This window comes from Lujinxingia vulgaris (genome assembly GCF_007997015.1).
Classification (GTDB): domain Bacteria; phylum Myxococcota_A; class Bradymonadia; order Bradymonadales; family Bradymonadaceae; genus Lujinxingia; species Lujinxingia vulgaris.
Genome location: NZ_VOSM01000002.1, coordinates 394,481 through 414,494 on the forward strand (window position 1 = coordinate 394,481; position 20,014 = coordinate 414,494).

20 protein-coding genes are annotated in these 20,014 nt (G+C 64.3%); 9 read left to right on the forward strand and 11 right to left on the reverse strand.

Annotated features, from left to right (window positions below; all coding sequences use genetic code 11):
* Positions 1–104: 104 nt before the first annotated feature.
* The 8 genes from FRC98_RS05230 to FRC98_RS05265 form a co-directional block, all read right to left on the reverse strand.
* The gene (locus tag FRC98_RS05230) at positions 105–1,214 is read right to left on the reverse strand and encodes an S-(hydroxymethyl)glutathione dehydrogenase/class III alcohol dehydrogenase (protein WP_146980241.1); all 1,110 of its coding nucleotides are present in this window, start codon (positions 1,212–1,214) and stop codon (positions 105–107) included.
* Between the two features lie 49 nt (positions 1,215–1,263).
* A complete protein-coding gene (locus FRC98_RS05235) occupies positions 1,264–1,542 on the reverse strand; it encodes a metal/formaldehyde-sensitive transcriptional repressor (protein WP_146980242.1) in 279 nt (92 codons plus the stop codon).
* A 230-nt stretch (positions 1,543–1,772) separates the two neighbouring features.
* Positions 1,773–2,495 carry a tRNA (guanosine(37)-N1)-methyltransferase TrmD gene (gene trmD, locus FRC98_RS05240; protein ID WP_146980572.1) on the reverse strand — a complete coding sequence of 241 codons (723 nt, stop codon included), beginning with the start codon at positions 2,493–2,495 and terminating at the stop codon, positions 1,773–1,775.
* Between the two features lie 77 nt (positions 2,496–2,572).
* On the reverse strand, positions 2,573–3,127 hold the full coding sequence (rimM, locus tag FRC98_RS05245; RefSeq protein ID WP_146980243.1) for a ribosome maturation factor RimM: 555 nt from the start codon (positions 3,125–3,127) through the stop codon (positions 2,573–2,575).
* Positions 3,128–3,146: 19 nt separating this feature from the next.
* Positions 3,147–3,413, reverse strand: a complete 267-nt coding sequence (locus FRC98_RS05250; RefSeq protein ID WP_146980244.1) for a KH domain-containing protein — start codon at positions 3,411–3,413, stop codon at positions 3,147–3,149.
* A gap of 81 nt (positions 3,414–3,494) precedes the next feature.
* Positions 3,495–4,010 (reverse strand): 30S ribosomal protein S16, encoded by a 516-nt coding sequence (rpsP, locus tag FRC98_RS22160; RefSeq protein ID WP_146980245.1) that lies wholly within the window; start codon positions 4,008–4,010, stop codon positions 3,495–3,497.
* Positions 4,011–4,209: 199 nt separating this feature from the next.
* Positions 4,210–4,614, reverse strand: a complete 405-nt coding sequence (gene grxD, locus FRC98_RS05260) for a Grx4 family monothiol glutaredoxin (protein WP_146980246.1) — start codon at positions 4,612–4,614, stop codon at positions 4,210–4,212.
* Between the two features lie 114 nt (positions 4,615–4,728).
* On the reverse strand, positions 4,729–4,977 hold the full coding sequence (locus FRC98_RS05265; RefSeq protein ID WP_146980247.1) for a BolA family protein: 249 nt from the start codon (positions 4,975–4,977) through the stop codon (positions 4,729–4,731).
* 342 nt (positions 4,978–5,319) lie between these two features.
* On the opposite strand from FRC98_RS05265, the gene FRC98_RS05270 reads away from it, so the two are divergent.
* The 5 genes from FRC98_RS05270 to FRC98_RS05290 all read left to right on the forward strand — a co-directional run bounded on the left by FRC98_RS05270 (position 5,320) and on the right by FRC98_RS05290 (position 11,918).
* Positions 5,320–7,701 (forward strand): 3-hydroxyacyl-CoA dehydrogenase/enoyl-CoA hydratase family protein, encoded by a 2,382-nt coding sequence (locus FRC98_RS05270; protein ID WP_146980248.1) that lies wholly within the window; start codon positions 5,320–5,322, stop codon positions 7,699–7,701.
* A 126-nt stretch (positions 7,702–7,827) separates the two neighbouring features.
* Positions 7,828–9,009, forward strand: a complete 1,182-nt coding sequence (locus tag FRC98_RS05275; protein ID WP_146980249.1) for a thiolase family protein — start codon at positions 7,828–7,830, stop codon at positions 9,007–9,009.
* 289 nt (positions 9,010–9,298) lie between these two features.
* Positions 9,299–9,766, forward strand: a complete 468-nt coding sequence (locus tag FRC98_RS05280; protein WP_347342152.1) for a septal ring lytic transglycosylase RlpA family protein — start codon at positions 9,299–9,301, stop codon at positions 9,764–9,766.
* A gap of 50 nt (positions 9,767–9,816) precedes the next feature.
* Positions 9,817–10,359, forward strand: a complete 543-nt coding sequence (locus tag FRC98_RS05285; RefSeq protein ID WP_146980251.1) for a gluconate 2-dehydrogenase subunit 3 family protein — start codon at positions 9,817–9,819, stop codon at positions 10,357–10,359.
* The gene (locus FRC98_RS05290) at positions 10,356–11,918 is read left to right on the forward strand and encodes a GMC family oxidoreductase N-terminal domain-containing protein (protein WP_146980252.1); all 1,563 of its coding nucleotides are present in this window, start codon (positions 10,356–10,358) and stop codon (positions 11,916–11,918) included. The genes FRC98_RS05285 and FRC98_RS05290 overlap by 4 nt, the downstream gene beginning before the upstream one ends.
* An 8-nt stretch (positions 11,919–11,926) precedes the next feature.
* On the opposite strand, the gene FRC98_RS05295 is transcribed toward FRC98_RS05290, so the two are convergent.
* Complete coding sequence (locus FRC98_RS05295; protein WP_146980253.1) at positions 11,927–12,706, reverse strand: lysophospholipid acyltransferase family protein; 780 nt, start codon at positions 12,704–12,706, stop codon at positions 11,927–11,929.
* Positions 12,707–12,858: 152 nt separating this feature from the next.
* On the opposite strand from FRC98_RS05295, the gene FRC98_RS05300 reads away from it, so the two are divergent.
* Positions 12,859–13,995, forward strand: a complete 1,137-nt coding sequence (locus FRC98_RS05300) for an alpha/beta hydrolase (RefSeq protein WP_230467291.1) — start codon at positions 12,859–12,861, stop codon at positions 13,993–13,995.
* Here FRC98_RS05300 and FRC98_RS05305 read toward each other — a convergent pair.
* The gene (locus FRC98_RS05305; RefSeq protein ID WP_230467292.1) at positions 13,905–15,104 is read right to left on the reverse strand and encodes a KamA family radical SAM protein; all 1,200 of its coding nucleotides are present in this window, start codon (positions 15,102–15,104) and stop codon (positions 13,905–13,907) included. The two genes, FRC98_RS05300 and FRC98_RS05305, sit on opposite strands and share 91 nt — an antisense overlap.
* Positions 15,101–16,672: an NAD-dependent epimerase/dehydratase family protein gene (locus tag FRC98_RS05310; protein WP_146980256.1), complete on the reverse strand. Its 1,572-nt coding sequence runs from the start codon at positions 16,670–16,672 to the stop codon at positions 15,101–15,103. Before FRC98_RS05310 ends, FRC98_RS05305 begins: the two co-directional genes overlap by 4 nt.
* 308 nt (positions 16,673–16,980) lie before the next feature.
* Between FRC98_RS05310 and rplS the strand changes: the two genes are divergently transcribed.
* The 3 genes from rplS (at position 16,981) to rnhB (ending at position 19,991) form a co-directional block, all read left to right on the forward strand.
* Positions 16,981–17,340, forward strand: a complete 360-nt coding sequence (rplS, locus tag FRC98_RS05315; RefSeq protein ID WP_146974991.1) for a 50S ribosomal protein L19 — start codon at positions 16,981–16,983, stop codon at positions 17,338–17,340.
* A gap of 207 nt (positions 17,341–17,547) precedes the next feature.
* Positions 17,548–19,311, forward strand: a complete 1,764-nt coding sequence (locus tag FRC98_RS05320; protein WP_146980257.1) for an AAA family ATPase — start codon at positions 17,548–17,550, stop codon at positions 19,309–19,311.
* Complete coding sequence (gene rnhB, locus FRC98_RS05325; RefSeq protein ID WP_230467293.1) at positions 19,308–19,991, forward strand: ribonuclease HII; 684 nt, start codon at positions 19,308–19,310, stop codon at positions 19,989–19,991. The genes FRC98_RS05320 and rnhB overlap by 4 nt, the downstream gene beginning before the upstream one ends.
* Positions 19,992–20,014 lie beyond the last annotated feature (23 nt).

Sequence of the window (20,014 nt, forward strand, 5' to 3'; positions counted from 1 at the left end):
GATTCTAAGTCCTTGATCGGAAAGGTTATTTTGATGGGGGTCGCGCGTTGCAACGCGAAGCGCCGGTCCGGGAGTACGCTCCCGGACCGGCGGCTTCCTCGAAGTTAGAAATGAATCACCGTACGAATCGACTCACCGCTGTGCATCAGGTCAAAAGCCTCATTGATGCGCTCCAGCGGCAGCGTGTGGGTGATGAAGGGATCGAGGTCGAGCTTGCCGCTCATCGCCTTATCGACCATGCCCGGAAGCTCCGTACGACCCCGCACGCCCCCGAACGCTGAGCCTCGCCACACTCGCCCGGTCACAAGCTGGAAGGGACGCGTGCTGATCTCCTGGCCGGCGCCGGCCACGCCGATGATCACCGACTCACCCCAGCCCTTGTGACAGCACTCCAGCGCGGAGCGCATCACGTTGACGTTGCCGATGCACTCAAAGCTGTAGTCGACGCCGCCGTCGGTCAGCTCCACGATCACATCCTGGATGGGCTTGTCGTAGTCTTTGGGGTTGATGAGATCGGTGGCGCCGAGCTGGCGCGCCAGCTCGAACTTATCGGGGTTGATATCAATGCCCAGGATGCGCGAGGCGCCGGCTTCCTTGGCGCCCATCACGACCGCCAGGCCGATGCCGCCCAGCCCGAAGACCGCCACGGTGTCGCCGGCCTGCACTTTGGCGGTGTTATGCACCGCGCCGATGCCGGTGGTCACCCCGCAGCCCAGCAGGCAGACCTTCTCCAGCGGGGCGTCTTTGTCGATCTTCGCCAGCGAGATCTCCGGGACGACCGTGTACTCGCTAAAGGTGCTGGTGCCCATGTAGTGGTAGATGGGCTTTCCTTTGTACGAGAAACGCGTGGTCCCATCGGGCATCAGGCCCTTGCCCTGGGTGGCGCGCACGGCCTGGCAGAGGTTGGTCTTGCCGGACTTGCAGAACTTACACTCGCGGCACTCCGCGGTGTAGAGCGGGATGACCCGGTCGCCAACCGAGAGCCCGCTGACCCCCTCGCCGACCTCCACAACGATGCCGGCGCCCTCATGGCCGAGCACCGAGGGGAAGATGCCCTCGGGATCTTCGCCGCTGAGCGTGAAGGCGTCGGTGTGGCAGACCCCGGTGTGGGTGATCTGCACGAGCACCTCACCCTTTCTGGGGCCTTCGACATCCAGCTCAACGATCTCCAGGGGTTTGTTGACTTCGAATGCGACGGCGGCACGGCTCTTCATGAGAGTCTCCTGACAGTTAGGGGATAACGAGTGAAGCAGGGGTTGCGGCTTATTTGAGGTAGGAGCGGATCAGATCGTTGAGATCCTCGACGGCCTCATCACGCTCGCCAGGCGGAAGCTCGGCTGCGCTCCCGAAGGTCTCGCGCACATGCGACTCAAGCACCTGGCGCATCACGCCGGTGACCGCCCCGCGGATCGCGGCGATCTGCTGGAGCACCGAGCTGCACTCGGTGCCTTCTTCCAGCGCAGTCTCCAGCGCGTTGAGCTGCCCTTTGACGCGGCGAACCCGCGCAAGCACGCGTTTTTTCTCTTTCTCGGTGTAAGGCATCGAACTCCTCCCTTGGTATACCGGGGTATAGTATGTTGACGCGCCGGCACAAAGTTCAAGTGACGTTCGGTAAAGACCTCTTCATGCAGCCGGCGTGCGGTGCGCGAAGAGGGAAGCGCGACGTCAGGTGTTGGCGGTGTCGTTGTGTGTAAGGCGTTGTTTTTGTTGGCGAATTGACCGAGCCCTCTGGGGCGCAACCGGCCGGCGCCAACGAAAAAGATCGACTTACGTCAACTCTCAGACTGACTATCGGGCGAGGCGTCGCGGCGCTCCAGAAGATCGGGGCGACGCTCTTTGGTGCGCGCCAGCGCCTGCTCCTGACGCCACTTCGCCACTCGCCCGTGGTCGCCGCTGAGCAGAATCTCGGGCACCTCAAAGCCTCGAAACTCGCGGGGGCGCGTGTACTGAGGATATTCGAGCATCGGAGCCGAGAAGCTCTCCTCACTGATCGACTCCTGGTTGCCCAGCACGCCGGGGAGGAGGCGAGTGACGGCGTCGATGACGACCATCGAGGCGACCTCCCCGCCGGTGAGCACGTAGTCGCCAATGGAGATCTCGCGATCGATCCAGTGCTGACGCACACGCTCGTCGACGCCCTCGTAGCGCCCGCACACAAGGATCATGCCCGGCCCCTGGGCAAGCTCCCGGGCGATCTTCTGGCTAAATGGCTCGCCCTGGGGCGACATCAGAATGCGCGGCACGCCGGGGTGACGCTCCCGGGCCGACTCCAGGGCCGCGACGAGGGGCTCGGGTTTCATCACCATGCCCGCGCCGCCCCCGTAGGGCACATCGTCGCAGGTGCGGTGTTTGTCGTGGGTGAAGTCGCGGATGTCGACGCAGTTCACCGAGAAGTGGCCGCGCTCAATGGCTTTGCCGGTCAGGCTGATGCGCAGCGGGCCATCGAAGAAGTCGGGGAAGAGCGTGAGGATCTCAACGGGGAAGGGCGTGCTCAACATCATCTCCAATCGGGGAGGGCGGGGCGGTCGTGCGGGCGCAGAGGGGCCGGTATGGCAGACTGAAATCGAACCTGTCAGTCGGCGGGCGTCCAGATCTCAAGGGGCTGCAGCACCACCGCCGGTGCCTCCAGATCGACATAGCTGACGGCGTGCTCCACATAGGGCACAAAAAGCTCGGAGCCGTCAGAGCGCTTGACCACCAACACGTCGTTGGCGCCGGTCTCAAAGAAGCGGTCGATGATGCCGATGGGCTCGGCGTCTTCGGGTGCATCGCCGTCTTCTTCTTCGGCGACCAGGACCGGAAAGCCGATGACCTCCATCAAGTAGAACTCGTCATCGTCGAGCTCCGGCAGCAGATCAAAATCCACCGAGACGATGCCGTGTTTGATGCGCTCGGCGCCTTCGCGACCCTGGATGCCCTTGAACTTCACCATGGCGAACTTCGGGCCCTGGCGAAAGCGCTCGATGGTCAACTCCAGGTCTTCGCGCTCGGTCTTAATATAGACCTTCACGCCCTCATCGAGGACTTCGGAGTCGGCGTTGAAAAGATGCAGGCGCACGTCGCCGTACACACCATGGGGGCGGCCGACTTTGGCCAGCTCCACCCGCTCGTTTGCTGTCTTGCTCATGCTCAAACGCTCCGCGCGCTCAGTCGACGATGTCGATGACCACCGGCAGGTGGTTGGGGACGGCGGCGGCGTCGACCAGGGTGCGCATCGCCCGGGCGATGCGTCCGCCGCGGCCGATCACGCGCCCGCGATGCGCCTCTTCAACGGCCAGCTCAACAAGCAGCTGGTCGCGGTGGGCGTGCGTGCGCACCTCAAACTCAACGTCATCATCCAGGAGCGAGCCGGCCAGAAATCGCACCAACTCTTCATAGCTCTTCAGGGCATCTTCGGCGGTGTGGTTGCTCATCGCGTCATTCCTCAAGGTTAAAACGCGACGAGCCCGTCAAAAACGGGCTCGTCACATACTACTTAAAGCAAGAAAGCTGGCTTAGCCCTCTTCGCCTTCGGTCTTGGCTTCGGCGTCGTCGCCTTCAGCCTTCTCGCCATCGGCGGCGCCTTCTTCAGCCTTGGCAGCTTCAGCGGCCTTGGCAGCTTCGGCTTCGGCTTTCTTGGCGGCTTCTTCTTCGGCCTTCTTGGTCTCAGCAGCCTTGGCTTCAGCAGCGACCTTGGCGCGGGCAGCTTCGAGAGCTTCCTTCTTGGCCAGGGCGGCGGCTTCCTTGGCGGCCTTCTCGGCGCCTTCGGCGGCCAGGTCGATGCCCAGCTCGCCACGGCGAAGCTTGCGGATCAGCGAGCGAACGGTGTCGCTGGGCTGCGCGCCCACGCTGAGCCAGTAGTCGACGCGTTCGCTGTTAAGGCGAACCGCAGCCGGCTCCTGCATCGGGTCGTAGGTGCCAAGCACCTCAATGAAGCGACCATCACGGGGAGAGCGCTGGTCGGCGGCAACCACACGGTAGAAGGGACGCTTTTTGGCGCCATGGCGTTGAAGTCGAAGTCGGACAGTCATGTGAGTTTCATCTCCGCTTTAATAAGCTGGTTCGTGCTGTGATTTACTATGAGTTCGAAGCGCGTAGACCTGCAGCCAACAGTCCACGCTTTTAGAGGACCGTACAAAGGTGGGGCAACCTAAAGCGCAACCCCTTCGCTGTCAAGCACCAGTGGCCGGGCCGGGCGCCGCGCTCGATCACGCCACCCGACAACCGGGATCACTCGCCGGTGACCGACGCGATGAGCTTGCCCAGCTCGCCATTCTCGTGGAGCTGCATCAGGATGTCCGAGCCGCCCACAAACTCCCCGCCGATGTAGACCTGGGGGATGGTCGGCCAGCTGGAGTACTCTTTGATGCCCTGGCGCTTATCCGGGTCGACCAGGATGTCGACGGCGTGGAAGGGGCGGCCGTAGCTGGCCAGGATCGCCGCGGCGCGCGCCGAGAACCCGCACATCGGCTGCTGGGGAAGACCCTTCATGTAGAGGAGCACGGGGTTCTCAGCCACCTCGCGCGCGATCTCCGAGAGGACGTCGCCTCCCTCTTCACGCGTGCGGGGCTGGGCTTCCACGTTCTTCTCAGGGTTGGCAAGGGGGAGCGAGATGGACTTCTTCTGGTCACTCATGATGATGCCTCATCGGTTCTATGGGTGTGACGCAACGGGCTGGCCCGTCGGGTACTAAGGAGCGCCTTGAGCCGGGTCAACACCCCGGCCATCAGGCGCATTCCTGATCCGGGGTCAGGCCTGGGCGTCCCATTCTTCGGGCGTAAATACTTCTAGCGTGAGCGCGTGGACCGGGCCCTTCATCTCTTCGGCCAGCGCCTGGTAGATCGCGCGATGGCGCGCCACCAGCGACTTGCCGGCGAACTGCTCCGAGATCACCACTGCCTTGTAGTGGTCCATCGTGCCGGTCAGGTCCTGAACCTCAACCCGGGCGCCGGGAAGGGCGGCCTGAATGCGCTCAACAATGATGCTTGCTTCAATCATCTTTATCCTCGTCTTCGGAGCCCGCGTGGGATCGACGGGGGCTGCGGCAAAGCCCGCTCTCGCAGGTGCTTCAGCGCGCAACCGCCGCGGGGGGGATGTTCTCTACGAGGTCTTATCCCCTCGGGCAGCACGACGCAAGCCACGGGCATCTTCGCCGGTCTCAGAGGTGACTTTCGGAAGCAAGCCCGGGTCTTTTCCTTTGCCACTCGTCATCGGTGCTTACAGGTCCGCTCGCCGCGGATCGGGCAAGGGGTTGGTCTTGACCCCTAATTGCCCTTCTCATTATAAGGCACCGCGCTCTACGCATATGTTTTCGGTTACCCTCACATCGTAAGGAGTTTCATGGCCACGAAGCGCATTCGAAAGGCTGCCGTTATCGGTTCCGGCGTTATGGGAAGCGGCATCGCCGCACACCTCGCTAACGCGGGCATCGAGGTCTACCTGCTTGATATCGTGCCCTTTAATCCGGGCGAGAAAGACGACATCAACGACCCGGCGTTCCGCAACAGCATCGCGACCCGCAACAAGGCGCTCCTGGCCAAGACCAGCCCCTCGCCGATCTTCACCAAGCGCGATCTCGATCTGATCACCGTCGGCAACATGGACGACAACCTCGATTGGTTCGCCGAGGTCGACTGGATCGTCGAGGCCGTGCCCGAGAGCATGCCCATCAAGAAGGCGACCTTCGACAAAGTCGAAGCCCATGTGAACGATCACGCCATCATCTCCTCGAACACCTCCGGCCTCTCCATTGAGGGGATGCTGGAAGGGCGCTCCGAGAGCTTCAAGAAGCGCTTCATCGTCACGCACTTCTTCAACCCCGTGCGTTACATGAAGCTCCTTGAGCTGGTCGAAGGCCCCGACACCGCGCCGGAAGTTGTGGACGCGATGGTGGAGTTCGGCCGCGACGTGCTCGGCAAGGGCATCGTCTTCGGCAAAGACACAACGAACTTCATCGCCAACCGCATCGGCGTGCACGGCATGATGACCATCATGCACCTGATGAAGAAGTACGAGATGAGCATCGAAGGCGTCGATACCGTCTTCGGCAAAGCCATGGGCCGCCCCAAGTCGGCCGTCTTCCGCACTGCGGACATGGTCGGTCTCGATACTTTCGTGCACGTGGCCAAGAACTGCTACGACACGCTCACCGAAGATGAAGAGCGCGAGATCTTCCAGGTCCCCGACTTCATGGGCACCCTGGTCGAGAAGGGCCTCACCGGTCAGAAGGCCGGCGGCGGCTTCTATAAGAAGGGCAAGGGCGGCATCCAGACCCTGGATCTGAACACCCTTGAGTACCGCGACCGCGACAAGCCCGAGTTTGCCTCGATCGGCAAAGCCAAGGGCGCTCCGGCCAAGCGCATCAAGACGGTCGTGGTCGACGGCGACGACAAAGCTGCCGAATTTGCCCGCGAAGTTACCCTGCGCTCGCTCGCCTACACCGCGCGCCGCATGGGCGAGATCGCCGATGATGTGGTCAACATCGACCGCGGTATGAAGTGGGGCTTCAACTGGGATCTCGGTCCCTTCGAGACCTGGGACGCCCTGGGCCTTAAGTGGGCCTACGACCAGATGAAGGCTCAGGACATCGAAGTTCCCGCCTGGATCGACGAGATGATCGCCTCGGGCGCCGAGAGCTTCTACAAGCAGGACGGCGCCACCGACCTCTACTACGACGTCGCCACCAAGAGCTATAAGGCGATCGAGCGCAGTGAGAAGGCCATCAGCGTTGAGCTGCTCAAGCGCAAGGGCGCGACCAAGATCCTCGGCAACTCCTCGGCCTCGCTCCACGACATGGGCGACGGCGTGGCGCTGCTCGAGTTCCACACCAAGATGAACGCCATCGACCCCGACCTCATCGACTGCATGCACGAGGCGATCGACGAAGTTGAGGCCAACTGGGAAGGTCTGGTCATCGGCAACGACTCGACCAACTTCTCCGCCGGCGCCAACCTGCTGCTCGTGCTCATGAACGCCCAGGCCGGCCAGTGGGAGCCCATCGAGTCGATGGTCAAAGCCTTCCAGGACGCCAACCAGCGTATGCGTTACAGCTGGAAGCCGGTCGTCTCCGCGCCCAAGGGCCTGACACTGGGCGGCGGCGCCGAGGTGACCATGGGCGCCAACGCCATTCAAGCCGCTGGCGAGCTCTACATGGGTCTTGTCGAAGTTGGCGTGGGTCTGATCCCCGGCGGCGGTGGCAACCTGCAGCTGATGCGCAACGTCTTCGGCCCGCACTCCGACAACAAGGAGTTCGATCCCTTCCCCTTCCTGCGTAAGGTCTTCATGGCCATCGGCATGGGCGAAGTGGCCAAGAGCGCTGAAGAAGCTCGTGAGTTCGGCTTCCTCACCGCTAACGACGGCGTGACCATCAACGCCGATCACCTGCTTCACGACGCCAAAGAGCGCGTCCTTGGTATGGCGCGCGCCGGCTTCAAGCCGCCGCGTCCCTCCAAGTTCCGCCTGCTCGGCCCGGACGGCGCCGCCACCATCGACATGCTGCTCTACAGCATGCAGGAAAACGGCGTGATCTCGGCCCACGATCGCCTCATCGGGCGTAAGCTCGCCAACGTGCTGTGCGGCGGTGAGACCAACCCGGCGACCCTGGTCGATGAGCAGACCCTGCTCGACCTGGAGCGCGAGGCCTTCATGTCGCTCTGTGGCGAAGAGAAGAGCCAGCAGCGCATGCAGCATATGCTCATGAACAACAAGCCGCTGCGTAACTAAGGTCGGCTCGCAGCACCCCTCTCTCCGGCCGGAATGGCCGGGGAGATGGGACGGTTTGTTTTCCCGAACGAGTACCCCGGCGAGCGCGAGAAGCTGTGATGCCCGCCGAATCAGGAGATATACCTTATGACTTCTCTTCGTGACGTTGTGGTCGCCTCGTATGTGCGCACCCCCTTTACCCGCGCCTACAAAGGTGGCCTCAAAGATACCCGCCCCGACACCATGGCCGCGCTTGTAATCAAAGAAGCCGTGGCCAAGGTCGAAGGTCTTAACCCCGAAGACATCGGTGATGTGGCCATCGGCTGCGCGATGCCCGAGGCCGAGCAGGGCATGAACGTTGCCCGCGTGGCCTCGGTGATGGCCGGCCTGCCCAACACCGTGCCCGGTCTGACCGTCAACCGCTTCTGCTCCTCCGGCGTGCAGACCATCTCGCAGATGGCCGAGCGCATCATGATCGGCGCGATGGATGTCGCCGTGGCCGGCGGCACCGAGTCGATGACCATGATCCCCATGGGCGGCAACAAGGTCTCGGCCAACCCGCAGACCATGGAAGAGTACCCCGAGATCTACATCCCGATGGGGACCACCGCCGAAAACGTCGCAAAGCGTTTTGAAGTGGCCCGCGAAGATCAGGACGCCTTCGCCCTGACCAGCCACGAGAAAGCTCTCGCGGCCTGGGAAGATGGCTTCCTGGCCGGCGAAGTGCTTCCGGTCAAGACCCAGGTGGTCGGCCCCGACGGCAAGCGCCACGATGTGACCGTCGACAAAGACGACGGCCCTCGCCCCGGCTCCTCGGTGGAAGCCCTGGCGAAACTTCGCCCGGCCTTCAACCCCAAAGGCAGCGTCACCGCCGGCAACGCCTCGCCGCTCACCGATGGTGCGGCCGCTGTCGTGCTGATGAGCAAAGAAAAGGCCGATGAGCTCGGTGTGAAGCCCATGGGCTACTACCGCGCCTTCCAGGTCGCCGGCGTCGACCCGGAGATCATGGGCATCGGGCCGGTCCCGGCCATCCGCAAGCTGCTCAAGGCCACCGGCCTGAGCATCGAAGATATTGACCTCTTCGAGATCAACGAGGCCTTCGCCAGCCAGGCCGTCTACTGCGCCCGCGAGTTGGGTGTGGACCCGGCCAAGCTCAACATCCACGGCGGCGCCATCGCCCTGGGTCACCCCCTGGGTGTGAGCGGCACGCGCATGGCCGGCACGCTCCTGCGCTCGCTGGAGAAGACCGGCGGTCGCTACGGCATCGTCTCGATGTGCATCGGTGGCGGCATGGGCGCCGCGGCGCTCTTCGAGCGCGTCGAAGACTAAAGCCGCATCCCCCTTTGAGCCTGCGCGTCACTCAGAATGACGAAGAGGCGCTGAGGTGAACGAAGAAGCCGCGCTCCCAACATCGGGGGTGCGGCTTTTTTCGTATCGCAGGGCGGCGCGTGCCATCGGCCGATGGTGTCGCGGCAACGCGATGAATCTCCTTCCCTTGCCCTCGGAGCATCTTCGCTGGCACCATCGCCCCCGACGAGAGCTTGATTGTTTCCGGCGATGTCCCGATGTGTGAACGGTGGCCCACATGATCTCTTCACGACGCGGCCTAAAGGGTTTGATGTGGACCCGCGGCGAAGCCCTGGCGGCGCTGCGGCAACTTCTGCTGGGGGGCTTCGCGCTGTGGATGGCTGCCTGCGCCACAACGCCCGCCGATCCCCATCGCGATCTTGTGACCCACCGCGTGGCCGCCCCCGACGGCAGAGAGCACGAGCTCCGCGGCGTGGCCAGCTGGTACGGCGATAAGTTCCACGGTCGCCAGACCGCCAGCGGCGAGTTGTACGATATGGAAGGCTTCACAGCGGCCCATAAGACCTTACCCTTCCATACGATCGTGCGGGTCATCGAGCCCGAGAGCCGCCGCTCGGTGGTGGTCAGGATCACCGACCGCGGGCCTTTTGTGCGCGGTCGCATCATCGACCTCTCCCGCGCCGCCGCCCGCGACTTAGGCATGCTGGAAGCGGGCACCGTCGATGTGATCTTGCAGATCGAGCAGTGGGGCGACGGCTCCTACGTCTCCAACCCCTGAAGGGGGAGGGCGGCGCTACCAACATCTCACCTCCAGCACGGACGGCTCCTGTGGTCTCATTTCTGCGCGGCGTTTTAGGCGATAAACCCGAGCTCTTGATGGCCCGGATGCAGACGATGGGGCTGGTGCGCACCGGGCGGCTTTTTGCGCGCCTGAGCGGCAACCCGCCGCCCATGCCCGGCAGGGTGCCCGAGTGGCTCAGTGAGACTCTGGAGCGGGCCATCACGCGCGTCTGCGCCGCTGATGACGCGGACTTCCCCGACCCGCGGGAGTGTGGCGCGCTGGATGCGGCGCTTCATTTTATGGGCGGCATGCCCGCCACCACCCAGGAAGAACTTCAGTCGATGCTCGCCATCCTGGAGTACGCGCCCTACGCCTTCGGGCCGCGGCGCCGGCGTTTTACGCGTCTGAGTGACGATGAGCTCGACTGTCTCCTCATCACCCTGGAGACCTCTCCGCTGATGCCGGCGCGCGCGATGTTCAAAGCGCTCAAGTCGGTGTGCATGATGGGCTATTACACCCGCCCGGAGGTCTGGCCGGCCATCGGCTACAGCCTCTCGGGTAACCCGGGCGTGCCCGCGGAGCGCCGATGAGTCGCGATGATGCAAAGCGCCGCAGCCTTCCGGCCGGCATGACCTCTGCGGCGGCCAGCGACCACGCGCTCCGGCTCAAAGCCGACGTGGTGGTCGTGGGCCTGGGCGCCGGCGGGGGCATGGCCTTTCACGACCTGGCCATCGCCGGTGTCGACGTCATCGGCGTGGAGCTCGGCGATTATTTCGCCCCCGAAAACATGCGCTGCCGCGAAGAGATCATGCTCCCCAGACTCTTTATGGAGGGGGCGTCGCGCGGCACCGTCGACCAGGCCATCACCGTAATGCAGGGCAAAGGCGTGGGCGGCTCCACGCTGCATAACACCAACCTCTGCAAGCGGCTCCCCGAGCCCATCCTGGAGATCTGGAGAGGGCAGGGCGTCGACGATCTTGGCGCGGGGCTTCAGGCCGACTTTAAGAGCGTCGAGGAACTGCTCGGTGTGCACCCGGTGCCAGACGACCGCGTCAACGCCAACAACCACGCGCTCTTCCGCGGCGCGCGCGAGCTGGGCTACGAGCACAGCGTACTCTCGCATAACCGCCAGGGCTGCCAGCAATCGGGAATGTGCGAGCTGGGCTGCCCCAACAACGGCAAACAGAACGTCGCCAAAGTGCTCATTCCGCCGGCGCTTAAGGCCGGCGGGCGCGCGCTGATTCACGCCCGCGTCGACCGCATCTTAACGCGGGGCCGCCAGGTCTGCGGCGTGGCCGGCCGGGCCATCGACCCGCAAAACGGCGCGGAGCTTCAACCTTTTGAGGTTCGCGCCGAACGCGTCGTGCTCGGTGCCAGTGCCACCAACTCCGCTGCGCTCGCCATTAAGAGCGGACTTCCCGATCCGCATAAACTTACCGGTCGTCGCCTGCACATTCACCCGGGCGCCTTTGTGATGGGCGTCTTCGATGAGACCATCGAGGGCTGGAAGGGCGTGCCCCAGGCCGCTGAATGCACCGAGTTTTTGAAGTTTGGCCACGACGCCGACCGGCGAGTCTGGCTGGTCTCGGGCTTTGCGCACCCGGGCGCCTCCGCCGGGCTTATGCCCGGTTTTGGAGCCGCCCACGCCTCGATGATGCGCCTCTACCCCAATGTGGCCGCCATCATCGCGATGGTGCACGACCATTACAGCGGGCATGTGCGCCCCCGCGATGGCGAGCGCGTGCAGATCCATTACCGACCCGATCGCGCCGAGCTCGACCAGGTGGCCTTGGGGATGCGCGAGGCCGCTCGCATCCTTTTTGCCGCCGGCGCCCGCCAGGTCATCATCCCCACTTCACCGCCTCGCCTCCTCGACTCGCCGGCAAAGCTCGATGCCCTCAAAGGCGCCACTCTCGGTCCCTTCAACCCCTCGATGGTCGCCGTGCACCCGATGTCGACGATGTGGATGGGCGAAGATCCGCGCAGTAGCGTGGTGAGCAGCCACGGCGCGCACCATCAAGTGCGCGGCCTCTATGTAGCCGACGGCTCGCTCTTTCCCACGTCGATCGGCGGGCCGCCGCAGATCCCCATCTACACCTTCGGGCGGCGAGTGGCCCGGGCGCTTCGCGCGAGCCTCGAGGCTCGCTGAGAGCGCGCTTAGCGGCGGCCGGGCAAGAGGCGTACGCGTTTGGGGTGGTCCTGCAGGGTCTCTTGAATGAGCCGATCGAGCGCCGCCTCGACCTCACGGGCGTAACTCGCGCAATGCGGCATCATCGCCTCGGGCACGTCCTGCCCGGCGTCCAGCGCTCTCCCGAGGTCGGGGAGTTGAACAGGCTTGCCAAAGCGAAAGACGCAGCGCACCGGCCGCGCCACCGGCAGAAACGCCGGCGCCCTCGCCTTGCGATCCCCCAGAAAACTCACCGGCAAAAGCCCTCGGTCGCTTAAGATCGGAAAGATCTCGTCCGGTCCCACCGCCGCCACCGGTGTCACGGGCACGCCGGCGCGCAGCGCCACGTGCGCAAAGCCGCAGCGCTCCTGCCACTGCAGTGTATAGCGCTTGTTGCGCCCCTTCACCGAGTCCGACATCCCGCCCGGGTAGGTCACCACCATCTGACCGTTGCGCAAGAGCGCCACCCCGCTGGAGCGCGACCCGGGCACAATCCCCACCTCGTGCAGAAGCCTGCCCATCACCGGGTTGTCAAAGAGCGTGCGCAGCGCGAGCCCGCGCGGCACCCGCTCAAACTGACGCATCAACGCCGGGAAGAGCACAAAGCTGTCGATGCCCAGCAGCGCGTGATTGCCCACCAGAAACACCGGCCCCTGCGCCGGCACGTGCTCCAGGCCTTCAAGCTGCACGTCGAAGTAGCGATGCAGAGGAGAGAGCGCCCGGCGAACCGCTTTGACGCTCCAGCTGTCGATGGAAATCGATGGTTTCATAGCTCCTCGTTCGCGCGTTTCCGGCGGGGTGTTCAAAAAGTGTTCAGAATCGTGAGTTTTGACTTTTCTTCGGGGTTTTGGTCGTTATCTTCGTTTTGCACGGCTTTTGGATAGTGTGTCCGACGTCGATGGCGTGTTTCCCCGGAGTAGCGATGAACAGGCAATCCCCCACAATAAGCGACGCGAAGGACCGACCCACCTACAGCTGGATGCGGCGCCTGCAAGAGCATATGGTGCCGGTGGGGCTGGAGCGCACCCTCTCGGAGGCTGCGATTCGCAGCGCCTTTGCCGGCCTTCATACCATGGGGCTTATCGACATTGATCTTGGTCGAGAACGTTTCCCGGTCAAGGTGCAACGCGATCAGCGCTACTCGGACAACATCCATTCGGGAGCGGTCGACATCTACCGCCCGCAGGGGGCGCGGCCGCGCGCGGCCATTCTCTATATTCACGGCGGCGGTTTTCGCATCGGCTCCAAAGACAGCCACTGGCCGATGCCCTGGATCCTGGCTCGCCATGGCTACGTGGTCTTCGCCATCGACTACCGCCTGGCCCCGGAGCACCCTTATCCGGCAGCGCTCGAAGACGCGCGCGCGGCGCGGGTCTGGATGCATGAGCGTCGCCGCGAGCTCGGCATCGAGGGGCTTCCCTGGGTGGTCGCCGGCGAGTCGTCCGGGGCGAATGTGGCGCTGGCGCTGGGCGTGGCGCATCTGGAGGCCTCGCAGGAGAGATGGGCCCGGGCCCTCTGCGAAGAGTACCCGGCACCGGCCGCGATCATTCCGACCTGCGGCTACCTGCAGGTCTCCGACCCGCAGCGCTTCGGCCGCCGCCGCGACCTTCCGACCTTTGTGACCGATAAGCTCTACGAGGCATCCGAGGCCTACCTGCGTCGCGTCGACCCGCAGAACCATCCCCTGGTCGATCCGCTGTTGGTGCTCGAGAAGATGGCGCCGAGTCAGCGCGCGATGCCTGCCTTTTTCACCGCGGTGGGCACCGCCGATCCTCTCCTGGACGATACACGCCGCCTGGAGCGCGCCGCTCAAAAGCTCGGCGCGCGTACCTCGGCGCACTATTTCGAAGGGGAGTTTCACAGCTTCCACGCCTTCCCCTGGCGCGCGTCGAGCCGCACCTACTGGAAGCAGCTGCTGAGCTTTCTCGACGATGTTCTCACCCGTGGCGAGGCGCCCCGCGATCCCGATCAGCGCTCCGCGTCACCCTCAAGGCGCGCCGGATCGACGTCGACAAACTCAAAACGCTTGCCGTCGGAGTTTGAGAAGGTCACCACCTGACCCCAGGGCGACTCCGCGGTGCCGACGATATGGTCGGGCACAAGCTCGACCTTGCCCCCGCCCCCGGGCAGATCCACCACAAAGTGAGGCACGCCCATCCCACCGATGCGACCGCGAAGATGCGCCATGATCTTCAGCCCGGTCGTCAGCGGTGTGCGAAAATGCGAGATGCCCTGCGCCATATCGCATTGCAGCATGTAGTAGGGCCGACAGCCCAGACGCAAAAGCTGGCGGTTGAGCTCCATCACCGTCTCGGGACGGTCGTTGACCCCGCGCAGGAGCACCATCTGGTTTCCCAGCACGCAGCCGGCGTCGAGGAGCATCCCCAGCGCCCGGGCGCTCTCCTGGCTGAGCTCATCGGGGTGGTTGAAGTGGGTGTGCACATACACCGGGCGCACCTCCCGTAAAATCTCGCAGAGCTCGGGGGTGATGCGCTGCGGAAGCGTCACCGGGTTGCGTGTCCCCAGCCGAATCACCTCCACGTGCTCGATCGCCCGCAGCCCCCTCAAGATCTCACCGAGCCGCTCATCGGAGAGGGTGAGCGGATCACCCCCGCTGACCACAACATCGCGGGCGGTGGGTGTGTTGCGAATGTACTCCAGCCCCTGCGCGATCTGGTCGCGGGCAGCCGCCGTCGTCGGATCGGAGACCTTGCGCTTGCGCGTGCAATGCCGGCAGTACACCGGGCAATGGTGCGAGACATAAAAGAGCACCCGGTCCGGATAGCGATGCGTGATCCCCGGCACCGGCATATGCGCCTCTTCCGCCAGGGGATCTTCGAGCTCAAACTCAAAGCTCTGCAGCTCGCCGGGTTGCGGCAAGCCCTGCTGACGCACCCCGCAGCTCGGGTCGTCGGGCGCCATCAACGCCGCATAATGCGGAGTGACCGCCACCCGAAAACGCTGCGCGCTCTTCACGAAGGCAACGCGCTCTTCGGCGCTCAGCTCCAGGACATCTTCAAAATGTTCGGGACGCCGCAGCCGATTCTGGTGCTGCCAGTGCCAGCTCCCCCAGGTCTGCGCATCGATATGCGCAAAGCGCCTGGGGCGACGCTCGTACGAGGAGCGCAACGCGGGCAGCGGGCCGGGATCAAAGCGTTGATGACTCACGCGCGCACTCCCAGCCACGCTCGCGGCTTTGTGGCACCCTGATCGCTGAGTTTCACCCGCCCGAGCCCGTCTCCCCACTGGTCGATCAGCTCGCCATGCCCCGTACTCCAGGAGCAAAGAGGGTGCGGAAGCGTCATCTCGCGGGAGAAGTGAAGGCGGTGCGCGCGCCCCTCATCATCCTTAAAGCCGAACTCGTAGCGCATCTTCGGCAGCGGGCTGTAGTCCAGGACCACCGTGCCCTGAAGGGGCGCCTCCAGGGCCAGACCGGCGATGGAGATCGTGCCCTCCACACAGCCCTCGTGACGCAGGGGCGGGGTGGGCCATTGCTCCAAAGTCACCACCAGCGTGGCGTTGACCTCGGTGACCCTTCGACTTCCCTCAAGCTCACCACTTACGCGCTCCTCAAAGGTGTACTGGCCGCCCACTCGCCCGTCGCGCCGCTCCTGAAGCGCCTCGGTATCAAAGCGTGGCACCCAGCCCGCCTGCTGATACCAGCGAACTGTCGGGACGATGCCCTGACGAAAATCTTTGCACGCCGGCGCCCACCCCATCTGGCGCAACTTCTCGGAGACCATCACCGCATCTTCGCGAACATAAAAAAGCGCGTTGCGATCGAGCCTGGGTCGCAGAGGGCTGTCGAGCTTATGCTCGCGCTGAATCCTCTTCCAGAGCAGGCGCAGAAGTCCGCGCATCCGCCCGAACGCAAAGTCGTTGTCAATCAGCGGGCTGACCATCGCCCAGAACGTCACCGTGGGCATCGGCACCGAGGGGCCCAGATCGATGCCGTAGGCCTCGGCGATCGAGGTGAGCACCTCCCCGAAACTCAGCGCGGTATCGTCGCCCACGTTCAGCGTCTTATCTCGCCCCTCCGGGTGGGTCAGCACGACCATCACCGCGCTGGCCACGTCAGCTGCGTGGCACCAGTTGGTGCGCGGCCCGCCACGAAGCCCGGGCAAATAGCTGGCAAGATCGCGCAGGATCGCCACCAGCGTCACAAGCCCCGCGCTCATCTCGGTGCAGCCCGGCCCGTAGAGAAGCCCCGGCCGAAGGATCGTCAGCGCCGGACCGTCCGCGCCGGCGCGCAACGCCTCCAACTCGCGCTCCGCCTCGATCTTCGTGCGCTCGTAGTCATTATAAGGATCGACGGCGGACGCTTCGGTGCGAACCCCGCGCTCCCCGTCATAGACCGAGGCGCAGCTGATCTGCACAAAATGCTCTACGCCGGCTTCGCGCGCGTGAAGGTAGAGCTGACGAGGCAACTCCACGTTATCCATCGCCAGCGCCCGGTAGGGCTCGGAGATGTTCACGGTGGCTGCGGCGTTGATCATCGCCTGACAGCCCGCCATGAGCTCCCTGACCCCCTCGTCGTTGCCCTCGATCTGGTGCCAGGAGATCGTTGCGTCGCCCTCGATCAACGACTCCCGGCCGGTCTGCGCCAGCTCGCGCCGATCGACGGCGACCACCTCCCAGCCCGCCTTGCTCAGCGTGCTCACAAGGTGCACGCCCAGCCCGCCGGCCGCACCCACGACCATCGCTCGACGATCGGATCTTGTCTTCTTTGCTGCCATCGTTAAGAGTTCTCCTTGAAACAGGCCATCGCCCGGTCTTTATGGCGGAATCAACCCCCGGCGACAAGGTTCACCGAGGAGCCCGGAGGCGGGTTGAGCTGCTGTGCATCAAAATGACTTGAAGTCTTGGGCGTGAGGTGCTAGTTCTCCCCGACTCTAAAGGGCCGGTGAATTTCTCACCCGGTCCCTTCGACCGGCGCTTGATAGCGAAGGTCAGCGACTTGCTAAACGGTACGGCCGGGTCCGAGGACGGCGTGGAGTTCGCGTCTTGAGGCGGCCTTTTTGATTTCGAACGATGGAGAAGCGTCATGGAATTGCTCAAGAAAATCGCCGCAGCTCACCTGCGTGAAGATCACCCGGACTTCCGTCCTGGCGACACCGTCCGCGTCCACCTGCTCATTCGCGAAGGCGAAAAAGAGCGCGTCCAGGTTTACGAAGGCGTTGTGCTGGGCCGCAGCGGCGCCGGCGTCGAAGAGACCGTGACCGTGCGCAAGATCTCCAACGGTGTTGGCGTCGAGCGTATCTTCCCGGTTCACAGCCCCCGCATCGAAAAGATCGAGGTCGCCTCGATCGGTCGCGTGCGTCGCGCCAAGCTCTACTACCTGCGCGAGCGCGCCGGCAAGAGCGCCCGAATTCGCACCAAGCGCGCGCGTAAGGGCGGGCTTTAAGTGTGATGGCGATGCGGCTGCCTGCAGCGCGCATCGCTCCCAGGCTCGGACAACGCCCACGGCATCTGCCGTGGGCGTTGTCATTTCTTGCTCCCAAGACCCCGGCCCGGCCGCGTTGCTCCTTTACCCTTCTGGCCGCCCCGACGTATCATCGCTGCTGTTAAGCAAGCGGTCTTCCTCCCCCTCGGGACTGTCGAGCCAGCGCGTATGCAACTTCAGGAGCTAATCTTTCAGGGCGTCTTGACCCAGAGCCGCCCGGCACGGGTGCGCGTCGATGAGCCCCTCCAGGTGCTGGAGCTTCCGGCCGGTGTGGGCGCCTCCGATGTCCAGGACCTGCTGATCCTCTGCCTCTATCCGGCCCAGGCCGCCGCGCTCGAAGATCGCATGTTTAAAGGCGAAAAGGGCGTAAAGCTGGCCTGCGCGTTTACGGCGCGCGGCAGCTCGCTTCGCGTCGTGCGTCAGGCCGACGCCGAATCGGTTCGCCTGCAACGCAAGGGCGCCTCCGGCTACGAGGAGCTCGCCCGCGGCGCCGCCGACGTCCAGCGCGCCCTTCAGGAGAAGCTCAACCTCCCCGACCTGGCCTCCTTCTACGCATTGCACCTCTGGCGCTTCGACTTCGATATGGAGGCGGTCATCAACGCCGCCACCCTGGGCAACGACCCGCGCATCCCCGATCTGGCCAACCTCTACCTGACCTCCCTGGAGGTCGAGTCGCTTGAAGATCAGCTCAAAGAGCTCGACCTGCGCGTCGAAGATGGCCAGCGGGCGCTGGGGGAAGGCGCCGAGCTCGAAGAGAAGCTCACCCGCGCCCGGGAAAAACTCGCCGAGGTGGAGCTCGCCGAGCTCAGCGATGAAGAGATCGATCTTCTCCAGAACCGCGACTCTCGCATGGATGACTACGACTCGCAGCTCGGCCGACTGCAAAGCCAGCTGGACACTGAGCGCCGTCAGATCGAGCTTTCGGTGCCCGAGGAGCCCACGCGCACGCCGCTCTTCTGGCTGGGCGCGCTCATCGCTCTGGGCGCTTTAGTCGCAAGCCTGGTCTTTCATCAGACCCACCGCATCTTCGCGCTGGGGAGCATTCCCGGGCTGGCCCTGGGGGCTTTTGTGCTGTTGCGCTATTATACGAGTCTCAGCAAAGCGAGCGTGCATCAGGTGCGGGTGGACTCGATCCGCCGCCGCATCTCCCAACTTCGCGAAGAGCAGATCCTCTTACTGGAGCGCGTCGAACACACGCTGCTCCACGCCGGCGTTGAGCGCGAAGAAGAGCTCCAGGCGCGCATTCCCATGGCTCGCAAGCTGCGCTCGGTTATCAAGCGGATGGAGGAGCAGCTCGAATCGGTCCGCACCAACCCGGAGTACCGACGCGCCCGCAAAGAGCTCGACTCTTTGCAGGCCGAGCTCGCCGAGCTCAAGCGCCGTCGCAGCGAACTTCCCTCCTTTGTCATGAACTCCTTTCAGCTGGAGAACGATCTGCAGAGCCTGGGAGCCGACCCGGTCCAGATCCGCGCCAGCGCCGATCAGGGCGAGGGAGGGGAGGCGGCGCCGCTGCCCACCGACCGGATGGAGCTCTTAAAATGGGTCGCCGAGCGCAACGGGCAGTGGATTCACGGCGTGCTCAGCGAGAGCACGCGCGCGATGTGGTCGAAGGTCTGTGGCCACGTCCTCTCGGAGCGATTCAGCGATGTCTCGCTCGATGCGCAGGGCGCCCTGCATGTTGAAGCCCTCACCGACGAGCAGCTCGAGCTCTGGCAACGCACCCGCTCTGCCGAGGTTCAGGTCGTGGTGTGTGCGCTCGCGCTCGCGCTCTTCATCAGCAGCGCACGTGGCGAGGAGGGCAGCGGCCTGGAGTCGATCTGGATCGCCGATCCGGCGCTGATGATGACGCCCGCGCACGCCTCGCGCTTTGAGTCGGTCTTTAAGAGCGCCGCACGGCAGGGGCAGATCGCCATCCTGGGAGCAAAATCGTGAGTCAGCAGGCTCTTTTTAACGCGTCGCCTCCCGAGATCGGGGAGCTTGAATCCGAACTTCGCTCCCGGGGCCACCTGCATATCATCGGGGTCGATGAGGCCGGACGTGGTCCGCTGGCGGGACCGGTGCACGCAGCCGCCTGCTGGTGGACGCTCAACCTGGACGACGCCACCGAGTGGCCGGGGCTCAATGACTCCAAGAAGATGCAGGAGTCCGATCGCGAGGTGCTCTACGACGCCCTCATCGCCCAACCCCGGCGAGTCGAGATGGCCGCGGCCAGCGCCGAGCGCATCGACGCCATCAACATCCTGCAGGCCACCTTCGAGGCGATGCGACACGCGGTGGAGCGCCTCATAGAAGTCCGTGGCCAACGCCCCGACCTCATCGTCGTCGACGGCAACATGATCATCCCCGGCGTCGAACTTCCTCAGGTCGCCGTGGTCAAAGGTGACGCGCGAAGTTTTGCGATCGCCGCGGCCAGCGTCGTTGCCAAAGTCTCCCGCGATCGTCTGATGCGCGAGGCCGCCGAGACCTGGCCCGGATACGGGTTTGAGGGTCATAAAGGCTACGGAACCGCCGCCCACCGCAACGCCATCGCCTCACTGGGGCCATGCCCCTTGCACCGAAAGAGCTTCAAGGGTGTGCGCGAGTTTGTGGTCGATTCAGAAACAACGCGTTGACGATGCGGAACGTGTGTTCAGTT